This window comes from Gordonia sp. NPDC058843, assembly GCF_042743165.1.
Lineage (GTDB): Bacteria > Actinomycetota > Actinomycetes > Mycobacteriales > Mycobacteriaceae > Gordonia.
This window is the reverse complement of record NZ_JBHYNC010000076.1, coordinates 1-11,897: the sequence shown is the minus strand read 5'-3', so window position 1 is coordinate 11,897 and position 11,897 is coordinate 1. Positions and strand designations below refer to the sequence as shown.

Below are 11,897 nucleotides of genomic sequence, written 5' to 3'. Positions count from 1 at the left end.
TGGATTGTCGCGATCCCGAGTTCCATCTTTGGGCCGGGTGTGTCTGCTTGCATGCCAATTCGTGGCTCGCTTCGCTCGCACCTTAGGGAGCAGAAATAGCGCCCGGAGCTTGCGGAGGGCGCGTCACGAAGGGTCACGCAGGCCGCTCGTTGCGCGCCGCCCGCTCGACGAGGGTGCCGATGCGTTTGGTCTTGGTCTCGGGTCGTTTCGCCAGGGCGATCTGCGACAACCCGAACTTGCGCGCGCTCGGCGGGAACGCGTCCCAGTTGGCCCGGGCAATCGGGTCGGCGTCGAGAGCGGCAGCGAGTTCAGGAGATTCGACCAGTGCCTCGGCGTCGTCGAACATGGTCCATAGGCCGCGCGCCTTGGCGTCGTCGATGACGGCCTGCCCGGCAGGCTGGATGCGACCAGCGGCCGTGAGGTCGGCGACGCGCGCCTTGTTGGATGCCGACCATCCGCTGTTGCGCCCGCGCCGGGTGAACCACATGCCGCGACGTTCGGAGTCGATCACGCGGGTGTGACCGTCGATCCACCCCCAGCAGAGCGCCTCGCGAACGCACTCGTCGTAATCGAGCGGCTCCCGGCCCGAACCCTTGCGCCAGAACACAAGCCACACTCCTGATGAGGTCTGGTGGTTGTCGCGCAACCACTCTCGCCACGCATCGACGGTCTCGACGTTCAGTTTCGGGGCATCGGGATCGGCCATTCGTCAACCCTAATGACCTGAGTCCTCATCTCGGTACAGTTGAGCCGTGAACGAGATCGTCAACTTCGCCACGGACAACTGGTGGCTTATCTTCCCGATCGGCGCAGTCGTCGGCGGGTGGGCGGGCTCGATCGGCAAGTACAACGAGAAGCGACGCAAGGACAAGATCGAGCTCGCTCGGATCAAGGCCAACGCGCAGACCGAGCAGTTGAAGCTCACGACGACCTCGGCCGACCAGCTGCGCCGCGTCCTCACCCAGCACGACGCACTCAACGAGAAGTGGTTCGCGTACGAACTCGATCTCGCGACGTTGATCGAGTACCCGCTGATGACCGACATGCGCGAGCCGCTGACCCTCGCCTTCCACCGGGCGCGGGTTCGCGCGGACGACCTGCGGCCCGAACCGGGCACCGCAGGGGTCTCTACGAGCGAAACGTCGATGTCCCCGGCGAATTTCACCGAGTACCGCGACGCGGTCGGCGACTACGCCGCAGCCTTCGACGCGGCCGAGCGAGAAGCGCGACGTCGCAGACAATCCGGTTTCTCCCCGGTCGAGCGCGAAGCACTCGACCGGGCGCGCAAGCTGATCAACGTCGCAGCCGATGCCGGCGCCACCCCGGCCGAGAGGCAGGCCGCCTACAAGAAGGTCCGTGCCGAACTCGACGGCATCATCGACGTTCCGCAGGTGGCGGCCGCACATCTCGAACGGCAGATCGCGGGCGCGCTGGAGCGCGGGCGGGACTGATCAGAGATCAGGGATCGGCAGGTCCAGATTGGGCGCGATGATCCCGCCGTCGACCTCCAGGATCTTGCCGGTGACGTACGCGCCCGCCGGTGACGCCAGATAGAGCGCCGCTGCGGCGATGTCCTCCGGATCACCGAGACGGTGCAACGGCGTGGAGGTCTCGACCTCGGTGCGCATCCCCTCGTCACCGGCGACGATCTCCAACGCCGAGGTCAGAATCGCACCCGGCGCGATGCCGTTGACCCGGATCTTCGGGTTGAGATCCATCGCCGCGATGCGGGTGTAGTGCGCGAGAGCGGCTTTCGCGGTGCCGTAGGCGGCGTAGGCGCGTCCGGGCAGGCGACCGACCGCGGACGTGATGTTGATGATCGAGCCTCGTCCACTGGTCGCGAGGATCTGCTTGGAACCCGCGACGACCAGCGCGTGCGCGTTGCCGACGTTGAAGTCGAAGGCGTCCCGCAGGTGCTTGGGGCTGGTGTCGAACAGCGGCCGGGGCATCGCGCCGCCGACATTGTTGACCACGGTGTCGAGCCGCCCGAACTGGTCGACCGCGGTCTGGGCGAGTGCCGCGGCGGCCTCGGGGTCGCCGAGGTCCACGGCGACGGTGTGCGCCCGCCGGCCGGCCGCACGGACCCGTTCGGCGACCTGCTCGAGATCGGACTCACTGCGTGCCGCGATCACCACGTCGCCGCCCGCCTCGGCGAAGGCGACCGCGATCGCGGCCCCGAGCCCCCGGCTCGCGCCGGTCACGATGGCCACCTGGTCGTCTATCCGGAATCTGTCGAGAATCACTCGTCGACCATGCCACGTCAGAACACAAAACGAGAACGTGTTCTAGAAATCGACCGGTTTCGGCAGGTCGCGACCTCAGTAGTCGCGGTGCGTGGTCACCACGGACAGCAATTCGTCGCCGGCGGCGAACCTGCGCAGGTTCTCGGCAACCCACGGCGCGAGTTCACGGGTGAGACCCGACGCCGGGTTGGCCACATGCGGGGTGATGATCACGTTGGGCAGGGACCACAGCGGATGGTCGGCGGCGGGCGGTTCCGGATCGGTCACGTCGAGGGCCGCCCCCGCGATCTGACCGTCGACCAACGCGCGGTACAACGCTGCCTCGTCGACGAGAGGTCCGCGGGCGACATTCACCACCCACGCGTGCGCGGGTAGTGCGGCGAGGCTCTCGGCGTTGATCATGTGTCGGGTCTCGGGCGTCGACGGTGCGGCCAACACGACGTGGTCGAACGAACTCCACAGCTCGTCCAGCTGGTCCGATCGGCGGACCTCGTGCGCACCGGGCACCTCCCGTCCCGACCTGTTCACCGCGACGACGCGGGCACCACACGCCCGGAGACGCGGAGCGAGCGACGCGCCGATCCCCCCGGCTCCGACGATGGCCACGGTGGAACCGTGCAGCGACCGGACGGCGGTGTCGATCCGCTCCTTGTCCCAGTGCCGGAGGACGGCGGTGTTGATCTGCCGGAGCCCGGCGAGGAGCAGCGTCAGCGCATGCTCGGCGACGTTCTCGGCATAGAAGCCCGACGCGTTGGTCCAGATCCGGCGGTCGTCGAGGACGTCGGCGGCCACGAAGTCCTCGATCCCCGCGGTCTTGAGGGCCACCCATTCGATGGTGTCCGGCAGTTCCGGGAACTCCGCGGGCGGCCCGATCCACACGAGCACCCGGGCGTCGCCGAGGCCGACGATCCGTCCGCCCGCATCCTCGACCGCCGCGACCAGATGTTCGTCGCGGACCGGTTCGACGGCAACCGCCACCGGGGTCATCGTGAGACCGATCGGGCCGCGGTGGTCGCCAGTTCGTCGGCGATCTCGTTGAAGTGATCGCCGGCGTGCCCCTTCACCCACCGCCACTCGACCTGGTGCCGCTTTTCCTCCTCGACCAGCCGACGCCACAGATCCGCGTTCTTGACCGGCTTGCGGTCCTTGGTCTTCCAGCCGTTCGCCTGCCAGCCGTTGACCCATTTCATGATCCCGTTGCGGACGTAGGTGGAGTCGGTGTAGATGATGACGTTCGACGGCCTGGTCAGCGCCGCGAGTCCCTCGATGGCGGCCGTGAGTTCCATCTTGTTGTTGGTCGTATCCGGCTCGGAACCGGAGATCCGCTTCTCGGTGCCCTTGTAGCGAAGCACCGCACCCCATCCGCCCGGGCCCGGATTGCCCAGGCAGGCACCGTCGGTCGAGATCTCGACGACGGCCGACCCGGCGTCCGGTTCGGCCGGAGAACTGTCAGGATCTGGATTCGCAGAAGCTGTCACGCAGGGAAGCCTACGACAGCCACGGCGCCCGGCCGCACACTCACCGCGGGGCAAACTGACGTCGTCCCCGACATCTCGGGCGCCGGGCACCTAGGGTGGACACATGGCTGTGTGGGACCCGACACGCTATCTGCAGTTCGCCGACGATCGCGCGCGGCCGTTTCTCGACCTCATCGCGCAGATCCCGACCAACCCGTTGTCGGTGGTCGACCTGGGTTGCGGACCGGGCCATCTGACCAAACACCTCCGCGCGCTCTGGCCCTCGGCCGAGATCCTGGGCATCGACGACTCGGCGGAGATGGTCGACCGGGCCATCCGCGACAACACCGACCCGCACGCCAATTACGACGCCGTCGACGTCTCACAGTGGACGCCCTACCGGCCGGTCGACCTGATGATCTCCAATGCGATGTTCCAATGGGTGCCCGACCACCTCGACGTCATCGACCGACTGCTCGGGCATCTCTCCGACGGCGGGGCCTTCGCTGTGCAGGTGCCCAACAACACCGACTCGCCCACCCACGCCGCACTCGCCGACCTCGCCGCGACCGAGCCGTACATCGGGGCATTCGGCGATCTGCGAGCGCTGCCACACCTCGATGCCGACATGTACCTCGACTTCTTCGCCGAGCGCGGATACCACGTCAACGCGTGGGAGACGACCTACTTCCACGTGCTCGACGGCCAGGACCCGGTTTTCGACTGGATGTCGGGCACCGGCGCACGTCCCTATCTGCAGGCCCTGTCGGGCGACCTACGGCAGCAGTTCGTCGCCGACCTGAAGGAACGCTTCGCCGAGGCCTATCCGCGACGCGAGTGGGGCACGGTCCTACCCTTCCGCCGCACGTTCGCCGTGGCCACTCGTCGCTGATCCGGGACGCCCGTCGACCGTGCGTCATTTCCCGTCGACCGGGCACCTTCTTTCGTCGACCGTGCGTCCTTTTCCGTCGAGTGGGTGGCGTCAGAGATCCGCTGTCCCCTGAACGACGCCCAACCAACGAATAGAGGCGCACAGTCGACGGATTGCGATGCACAGTCAACGAATCGCGGCGCACAGTCAACGGATAGCGGCACCCTGTCGCGATCGCTCATCGCTGCTCGAGGCCAGCGGGTGGCTCTTCGGAACTGCGAATTCGGCCCCTGAGGTAGCTCGACGGGTCACGCAACGGACTCGGTTCGGGATCGACGACGCTCCCGCCCGCCACTTCTGCAACACTGACACCATCTGTCGTCACCTCAGGGGGTACGTCCATGCCTCGATGCAGCCGGACTCGTCTGCGTACGGTCCGCCACGCCCGAAGCCGCGTCGTCGCAACAGTTGCCGCCGCCGCCCTGGCGGGTGGCCTCCTGGCTGCCGTGTCGGCACCGGCCGAAGCCGCGGTCTGCAACGTCACCGGTATCACCGGAGGTGATGTCGGCAGCACCGGAAGTTCCGGGTCCAGTGAGCTCGGCTGGGGAAGCCTCGACTACGGCAGTTACCGCGCCGACGGAAAGAAGCCACAGGGCCCGCTTCCGAGACTCACCGGCGCGAGCAAGGCCGTTTCATGGGTGACCGGACCGCGCAGTCCCGCCCGCACCGACACCCGTTTCGGGATCACCGCCACGGACGTCGGGGTGCCGTGGGACAACGGCTCCGGTCAGGTCCTGATGGCCTTCGGCGACACCTGGGGCAAGTGCGCGGGACAGATGGCCTGGAAACACAACACAATGCTGCGCAGTGATGCGAACTCCAACTTGGCCAAGGGAATCCGATTCCCGAACGCCGTACCCGGCTCGGTCCGGTCGGGCGCCTCGGTGACCTCGGGACATCCCACGTGGGCTCAACCGATGTTCAACGCGGTCGGAGTGCGCAACATCGAGGTCGGTCGGATCCCCACCGGCGGGATCTCGATCAACGGCACCCAATTCGTCAGCTTCATGTCGATCCATCGCTGGCTGGGGCCGGGCCGGTGGAGTACGAACTACTCGGGGATCGCACTGTCGCACAACAACGGTCAGACCTGGACCGTCGACAACAACACCCTACGCTGGAACACCGACCTGACGATTCCGGGCGTTCCCCAGGTGGCGAGCGGACACAACCGGTTCCAGATGGGCGCATTCCTCCGTAGCGGCGAGTACATCTACCAGTACGGCACTCCCAACGGTCGTTTCGGTTCGGCTCATGTGGCCCGATTCCGCCCCGCCGACATACTGAACCTCGCCCGGTATCAGTACTTCCGCGGCGGCACGTCATGGTCGTCGAATCCGGCCGACGCCGCGCCGATCGTCGCCGGCCCGGTCAGCGAGATCTCCGTGGCCTACAACGCCTACCTCGGCCGGTTCGTCATGCTGAGCGAGCGCGCCGGGACGATCATGTTGCGTACGTCGCCGTCACCGGTGGGTCCGTGGAGTGGGGAGCGGGTCATCGTCTCGAACAAGCAGTCCAGCGGCCTGTACACCCCGTACATCCATCCGCGATCGTCCGGCCGAGACCTCTACTTCGTCGTCTCCCGCTGGGATGACTACAACGTGATGCTGGTCCGGACCGACCTGTCGATGGTGCGTCCGTGAGCCGGCGGATCGTCCTGATCCGCGCCGTCAACGTGGGCGGGGCGAAACTCCCGATGGTCGAATTGCGCCAGATCGCAGCCGACCTCGGTGCCGGCGAGGTCTCGACCTACATCGCGTCGGGGAACCTGCTCTGTTCGCCGCCCGCCGACCCGGAGCGGTTCGACCGCGCACTCGAGACCGCGATGGAGGAACGCTACGGCTGGTTCCGCGAAGTCATCAGCCGCACTCCCGAACAGGTCCGCGCCGCGCTCGACGCGCATCCGTTCGACGTCGTCGAGGACAAGTACTCCTACGTGTACTTCCTGACCGGCGAGCCGGCGCCCGACAAGGTGACCGCATTCGAGCGGACGGACTTCGGCGATGACGTCGCCCGTGTCATCGGGTCCGATCTGCACATCCGATACGCCGACGGGGCCGGGCGTTCGCCGTTGACCGCACCGGTCATAGCGCGTGGCCTGGGCGTCCAGGGAACCGGACGCAACCTGCGGACCGTCCGCAAGCTGCTCGAGCTCGCCGGCTCCTGACCTCCGCACGGTGGCCGGCAGCTCGGGACGGGCGTAGCGTCGAAGAAGGTGTCACGAGACAAATCAGACGAACCAGACGTTCGCGTCGAGAGGAGTCCGGAGATGAGTCAACCGGTCCCGCCGCCCCCGCCACCGCCCGAACCCATGCCGGCGCCGGAGCCCATTCCGGAGCCGTCGCCCGAACCGCCGATTCCCGTACCGACCCCGCCGCCGGCTCCCGACCCGCAGCCACGCCCGGCGGAGCCGGATCCGCCGCCGCGGCCCACGGTGATCTGAGCGGTCAGCCGCGAGAGAGGACGCGAGCGACGCGGTCCAGGTCGGCGAGTTGGTCCTCGCGCGGAGCCTCCCACAGCTTCTTCGGCAGCTTCTCGAGATCCTTGATCGCCGATTCGGCGTGATCGAGCACCTCGGTCGCGTCGTCGCCGGCGAGGTCTGCCGATGCGATGAGCCGGTCGTCGAGTTCGAAGACCGCGTCGTCGAGGCGATTGCGCGCCGCGACGAGCTCGTCGTCGTGCGGGATCGCCGGGTTCGCATGCACATCGGCGATCGCGTACCGAATGCGTCGATGCAGCAGCGCTTCTCGGGTGTTGTCGGTGGCCCAGCTCTCGGGCGCCCGGCCCGGTCGGCCGGGAATCAGGTCGGTGGACCGGGCGAAGGTGCGCACGCGTTTGTCCGAGTCGTACGCGAACCAGGCAGCGCCGCCGAGAACGAACAGTGCGACCACCACGGTGGCCACGATGATGATGACCGCGATCATGCGTTCAGACTACTCAGGACGACTGCACTCCCTTGGGTGCCTTTCCCGACATGAAACCGAACAGGTACCCGGCGACGCGGCGCATCTGGATCTCGTCGGCGCCTTCGGTGATCCGGTAGCGCCGATGGTGGCGGTAGATGTGCTCGAACGGCTCGTGCCGCGAGTACCCGCGCCCACCGAACACCTGCATCGCCTGATCGGCGGCATCGCAGCACAACCGGTTCGCCTGGTAGTTGCACATCGAGACCTCCGCCGACGCGGCGAACGGCCCGTAGGTGTCCATCTTCCACGCGGTTTCGCGGATCAACGCCCGGATCATCGCGCACCGGGTGTGTAGATCGACGAGCGGGAACTGGATCGCCTGATTCGTCGAGAGCTTCTTGCCGAAGGGAGCACGCTCGTTGGCGTATGCAACCGCACGGTCGACGCAATACTGCGCGGCACCGAGACTCGACGCCGCCTGGCGGATGCGGTTCTCGTTGAAGAAGTGCTGCACGACCTGCAGGCCGGCGCCCTCCGCCCCGAACACCGCGGAGTTCGGCACCCGGACATCCCGCAGTGAGATGTGCGCGTGATCGGTCGGCATGTTGAACGTCCACAGGTACTCCTCGACGGCGAACCCGGGATCGTGTGGGTCGACGAGGAATGCGGTGATCCCGCGGGCATCACCGGCGTTGCCACTGGTGCGGGCGAACACGATGTCGCGGTGAGCGGCATGAATGCCGGTGTTCCAGGTCTTCTCACCGTTGATGATCCAGTCGTCGCCGTCGCGAACAGCGGTCGTCTCCATGTAGGTGGCGTCGGAGCCGTGGTCCGGTTCGGTGATGCCGAAGGCGAAGAACTTCGTTCCCGCCGCCAGGCCCTCGACCCATTCCTCCTGTTGCTCGGGTGTGCCGTACTCCAGCATGAGGAGCAGGCCGATGTTGTTGCCGACGATGGCGTGCTCGTTCTGCAGATCGCAGTGCAGTCCGAGCCCTTTCGACGCCAGGTGCTCGCGGATGATCGCCATCGCCAGGTTCGATCCGTCCCGACCGCCGAACTCGGACGGGAACGGGTAGCGGAAGTGCCCGGCGGCATCGGCCCGTCTTCTCGCCTCACCCAGGAGTGCTTCCCACTCCTTGTTCGGCAATCCGCCGCGCTCCCAGTCCGTTCGGGAGTCCTCACGCCGGTGATCGAAGAATCGGATGTTGTCGTCGGCCTGCTCGAGCGGGACGATCTCGGCCTCGATGAAGGCGTCGAGTTCGGCAAGGTAGTCGGTCAGCGACTCTGGCAGTGCGAAGTCCACGGTGAACCCTTCTCGGTTGGGATCGGATGTCCAGCGGTCACGGGTGAGGGACCGCAAAGTACTTGGGGTTGGCGACCAGGAGTCGCGCGCGTACGTCGGCGACGATGGCGTCGCGGACCTTCGGGTCGGCGCCGTCGAGTTCGCCGGAGCGCAGTCCGTCGCAGAGCGCGGCCTGATCTGCGACTCCGAGCGCATCCAGGCGTTGCGCGCTCGCGACCGCGTCCCGAGCGCCGAGAAGTGCCTGCCGACGCACGACGTCGACGACGTTGCCTGCCACCCTCGTGTGGAAACGGACCTGCGGCGACAGCTCCGCCTGCATGGCATCGGACCGGAGGAACTCGGCGAGAGCTTCGAGCAGTTCGACAGCGCTCGGCGAGCCGTAGAGATCATCGTTCGGGTCTACCCCCGGTGACTCGGTCAGAGGGTCGGGCACCGCTTCGGGTGTCACGAGCCCCAGGTCGAGCAGAGCGTCGAATTCCTGCTCGGCGCTGCGCCGTCCGATGGCGGCGAGCTCCACCGATCGTTCGACCCCGTCGAGGTGCCGGGCCGCCTGCACCGCACAGATGAGGCCCCACTTGACGGTGGCGTAGAGCTCCCACCAGCGCAACGCCTCCTCGGCGGGACGCCAACCCGCCTCACGGGCATAGGCGTCGAGCAGCACGTCTCGATTGCCCATTCCCGCGACAGGGGACGCTCCCCCGAACCGCCACGCCTTCGCGCACAGCCAACCGAGGTCCTCGACCGGATCGCCGAGGTGGACGAGCTCCCAATCAAGGACCGCCGCAACCCCTTCGGAATCGATGAGGAGATTTCCCAACCGAAAGTCGCCGTGCACGAGGCACTGTCGCGGCGACGGATCGGGACGGTTGTCGGTGAGCCACTGCGTCGCCAATACCAGTCCTGCGGGCATCGCATCGAATTCGCGCGGGAACAGTTGGCGCAGTCCGCCGATCGGATCGGCGAGCTCGCTGAGGCCCGGTGTCTGGGCCGCGTCGATCCGGTGGATGCGGGCGAGGATCGCGCCGCACTGTTCGACGAACCGGGCGCGCGCGCCGACATAGGCCTCGTCCCGCAAGATGCGCCTCGGGATCGATTCTCCGTCGATGAAATTCATTGCGAGATAGGGGAATCCCAGAACGTTGGGCCCGTCGTCGAATCCGGCGTCGAGAATCTCCGGCACCGGCACCCCGGCAGAAGCAGCGGCGCGCAGGACCTGCGCCTCGGCACGCAGACCGCCGTCGTCGGTGGCGGCGGGAACGGCTCGGATGATGATCGGCTCGACGCGGCCGGTTCCCGCGACGAGTGTTGCGGCGTAGGTCGCCCGGCTCGCGCCTGCCGGCAGCAGTCTCGCCGCCTCGACCGAGATCGGGGTCCCGCGCGACTCGGCGAGGCGAGATGCGATCTTCGCGGCGACACCGTCCGCTTCCGGTACTCCCACGCCGATCCCGTCCCTTCGCGCCACCGACCGGCGGATGTAACCGCCACCACAGCGAAGCTAGCACGAAAGCTGAATCCGGCCTCAGAAATCTGGTCCGGACGTCTCAGTTGTCCGGAGTCTGGAACTCCGGCTGGTCGATGACGCGTACCCAGGAACCATCGTCTCGACGGCGGACCACCTGTGCGCGCGCACCGGCACCGTCCCGGGGCGGCGTCGCGGTGAGGGCGAGATCGTCCCCGAAAGTGAGGGTCGGCAGCGGCGGTTCTGGCACGAAGGTGGGCCGATCGGCCAGTACCGAGGCCAAAGGTCACGGATGGCGGCGCGGCCGCGCGTGACCTGCCCGGGCGGGTATGCCATCACCGCCGCCTCGTCGTAGAGGGAGGCCACGGCGTCGGCGTCGCCTGCGTTGGAGAACTCCACGAACAGTCTTGTCAGATCCTCGGGCGTGCGAGCGGTTTCGTAGGTGGTCATTTCTGCTCCTCTCGATGTCCTCGCGTCCAGCTTGTCTTCATGTTCGACTTAAGTCCAAGTGATGCTAGGAATGAGAAGTATCATTCTGATTTATGGAACTCCGCCAGCTCGAGTACTTTGCGGCCATCGCAGCAGAGGGCAGTTTCACCGCGGCAGCGGCGCGCGTGCACACGACCCAGCCGAACATCAGCGCGCAGATCCGCAGCCTGGAGCGCGAGCTGGGTGCGGACCTCTTCGACCGTTCCGGGCGCGCCGTCCGCCTGACCGACGCCGGGCGCGCAGCTCTACCGGCGGCACGGGGCGCGCTTGCGGCTGCGGCCGACGTCGCGGGCGCCGTCGCCGATGTCGCCGGCCTGGTCCGCGGAAGCTTGTCGATCGGGATGGTCGAGGGCTGCACCATCGCGCCACTGTTCGCCGCCCTGGGCACCTTCCGATCGACTCACCCACAGATCGAGGTGAGCCTTCGCGAGTATCCCTCTGCAGAGCTCATCGCATCGGCCGACGACGGACGTCTCGACGTCGCACTCGCCGGTTACGGAGACGACCTCCCATCCGGGCTCGAATCGTTGACGATCATCGCCGAGCGGGTCGTCGCGGCGTTTCCGAGGAACGGCCGATCCCGAAGTCGGACCGCCGATCTCGCCGGGCTTCGCGACCGATCGCTCATCTGCCTGCCCCGCGGCGCGGGCATCCGACGGGTGTTCGACGCTGCAGCGTCGACACACGGCGGGCCGATCCGGCCGGCGGTCGAGGCGTCGTCGCCGGATGCGATCATCGAATTGGTCTGCAGTGGAATGGGAGTCGGAATTCTGAGTGAGTCGATCGCGCGGGCCGACGACCGCGTGGTCGGGGTGCCGATCCGGGACGTCGAGGGCACAGCCCATCTCGGCCTGTTGTGGAGATCGAAACCCTCGGTCGCCGCGGCGCGTTTCGTCGAGATTGCCCGAGACGCCTTCGAGAAGGACACCTGACCCGTGCGAGCCCGACCTTGCTCCCTGATCCGCAAGAACCGCATAACCCCTGCTCCCTAGTCCGAAAGAACTGCATAACCCCTGGTCCCTAATCCGAAAGAACCGCATAACCCCTGCTCCCTGAGGTGCGAGGAGCGCAAGCCGCCGGGCCGAGCAAGCGACGAAGGAGCGCGTCGA

The 11,897-nt window shown here is 67.2% G+C and carries 13 protein-coding genes and 1 pseudogene; 6 read left to right on the top strand and 8 right to left on the bottom strand.

The window, feature by feature from the left end; translation table 11 throughout:
• Positions 1 to 133 precede the first annotated feature (133 nt).
• Entirely contained in the window at positions 134 to 706 is a 573-nt protein-coding gene (locus ACFW3F_RS25210) for a YdeI family protein (protein ID WP_388062407.1), read from the bottom strand.
• A 46-nt stretch (positions 707 to 752) separates the two neighbouring features.
• On the opposite strand from ACFW3F_RS25210, the gene ACFW3F_RS25205 reads away from it, so the two are divergent.
• A complete protein-coding gene (locus ACFW3F_RS25205; RefSeq protein ID WP_388062405.1) occupies positions 753 to 1,451 on the top strand; it encodes a hypothetical protein in 699 nt (232 codons plus the stop codon).
• Here the strand turns inward: ACFW3F_RS25205 and ACFW3F_RS25200 are convergent, their stop codons facing one another.
• The 3 genes from ACFW3F_RS25200 to rnhA all read right to left on the bottom strand — a co-directional run bounded on the left by ACFW3F_RS25200 (position 1,452) and on the right by rnhA (position 3,721).
• Entirely contained in the window at positions 1,452 to 2,243 is a 792-nt protein-coding gene (locus tag ACFW3F_RS25200; RefSeq protein ID WP_388062403.1) for an SDR family oxidoreductase, read from the bottom strand.
• Between the two features lie 75 nt (positions 2,244 to 2,318).
• Positions 2,319 to 3,230, bottom strand: a complete 912-nt coding sequence (locus tag ACFW3F_RS25195) for a D-isomer specific 2-hydroxyacid dehydrogenase family protein (protein WP_388062401.1) — start codon at positions 3,228 to 3,230, stop codon at positions 2,319 to 2,321.
• Positions 3,227 to 3,721 (bottom strand): ribonuclease HI, encoded by a 495-nt coding sequence (gene rnhA, locus ACFW3F_RS25190; RefSeq protein WP_388062399.1) that lies wholly within the window; start codon positions 3,719 to 3,721, stop codon positions 3,227 to 3,229. Before rnhA ends, ACFW3F_RS25195 begins: the two co-directional genes overlap by 4 nt.
• A gap of 103 nt (positions 3,722 to 3,824) precedes the next feature.
• On the opposite strand from rnhA, the gene ACFW3F_RS25185 reads away from it, so the two are divergent.
• The 4 genes from ACFW3F_RS25185 to ACFW3F_RS25170 all read left to right on the top strand — a co-directional run bounded on the left by ACFW3F_RS25185 (position 3,825) and on the right by ACFW3F_RS25170 (position 7,074).
• Positions 3,825 to 4,592, top strand: coding sequence for a methyltransferase domain-containing protein (locus ACFW3F_RS25185; RefSeq protein ID WP_388062398.1), 768 nt, complete (start codon positions 3,825 to 3,827; stop codon positions 4,590 to 4,592).
• A gap of 380 nt (positions 4,593 to 4,972) precedes the next feature.
• Entirely contained in the window at positions 4,973 to 6,274 is a 1,302-nt protein-coding gene (locus tag ACFW3F_RS25180) for a DUF4185 domain-containing protein (protein WP_388062396.1), read from the top strand.
• On the top strand, positions 6,271 to 6,798 hold the full coding sequence (locus ACFW3F_RS25175) for a DUF1697 domain-containing protein (protein WP_388062394.1): 528 nt from the start codon (positions 6,271 to 6,273) through the stop codon (positions 6,796 to 6,798). Before ACFW3F_RS25180 ends, ACFW3F_RS25175 begins: the two co-directional genes overlap by 4 nt.
• Positions 6,799 to 6,900: 102 nt before the next feature.
• On the top strand, positions 6,901 to 7,074 hold the full coding sequence (locus ACFW3F_RS25170; protein ID WP_388062392.1) for a hypothetical protein: 174 nt from the start codon (positions 6,901 to 6,903) through the stop codon (positions 7,072 to 7,074).
• Between the two features lie 4 nt (positions 7,075 to 7,078).
• Here the strand turns inward: ACFW3F_RS25170 and ACFW3F_RS25165 are convergent, their stop codons facing one another.
• The 4 genes and pseudogenes from ACFW3F_RS25165 to ACFW3F_RS25150 all read right to left on the bottom strand — a co-directional run bounded on the left by ACFW3F_RS25165 (position 7,079) and on the right by ACFW3F_RS25150 (position 10,749).
• Positions 7,079 to 7,555: a hypothetical protein gene (locus ACFW3F_RS25165; protein ID WP_388062390.1), complete on the bottom strand. Its 477-nt coding sequence runs from the start codon at positions 7,553 to 7,555 to the stop codon at positions 7,079 to 7,081.
• Between the two features lie 13 nt (positions 7,556 to 7,568).
• Positions 7,569 to 8,840, bottom strand: a complete 1,272-nt coding sequence (locus ACFW3F_RS25160; protein ID WP_388062388.1) for an acyl-CoA dehydrogenase family protein — start codon at positions 8,838 to 8,840, stop codon at positions 7,569 to 7,571.
• Positions 8,841 to 8,877: 37 nt separating this feature from the next.
• Entirely contained in the window at positions 8,878 to 10,278 is a 1,401-nt protein-coding gene (locus ACFW3F_RS25155) for a phosphotransferase family protein (protein ID WP_388062386.1), read from the bottom strand.
• A gap of 103 nt (positions 10,279 to 10,381) precedes the next feature.
• Positions 10,382 to 10,749, bottom strand: a pseudogene (locus ACFW3F_RS25150) (YybH family protein).
• Between the two features lie 92 nt (positions 10,750 to 10,841).
• Between ACFW3F_RS25150 and ACFW3F_RS25145 the strand changes: the two are divergent.
• Entirely contained in the window at positions 10,842 to 11,720 is an 879-nt protein-coding gene (locus ACFW3F_RS25145) for a LysR family transcriptional regulator (RefSeq protein WP_388062384.1), read from the top strand.
• Positions 11,721 to 11,897 lie beyond the last annotated feature (177 nt).

What these genes read in the sequence shown, in the direction of transcription:
- ACFW3F_RS25185 (WP_388062398.1), top strand. Translation starts at nt 3,825, where the DNA reads ATGGCTGTGTGGGACCCGACACGCTATCTGCAGTTCGCCGACGATCGC.
- ACFW3F_RS25145 (WP_388062384.1), top strand. Translation starts at nt 10,842, where the DNA reads ATGGAACTCCGCCAGCTCGAGTACTTTGCGGCCATCGCAGCAGAGGGC.
- ACFW3F_RS25210 (WP_388062407.1), bottom strand. Translation starts at nt 706, where the DNA reads ATGGCCGATCCCGATGCCCCGAAACTGAACGTCGAGACCGTCGATGCG.
- ACFW3F_RS25180 (WP_388062396.1), top strand. Translation starts at nt 4,973, where the DNA reads ATGCCTCGATGCAGCCGGACTCGTCTGCGTACGGTCCGCCACGCCCGA.
- ACFW3F_RS25170 (WP_388062392.1), top strand. Translation starts at nt 6,901, where the DNA reads ATGAGTCAACCGGTCCCGCCGCCCCCGCCACCGCCCGAACCCATGCCG.
- ACFW3F_RS25165 (WP_388062390.1), bottom strand. Translation starts at nt 7,555, where the DNA reads ATGATCGCGGTCATCATCATCGTGGCCACCGTGGTGGTCGCACTGTTC.
- ACFW3F_RS25195 (WP_388062401.1), bottom strand. Translation starts at nt 3,230, where the DNA reads ATGACCCCGGTGGCGGTTGCCGTCGAACCGGTCCGCGACGAACATCTG.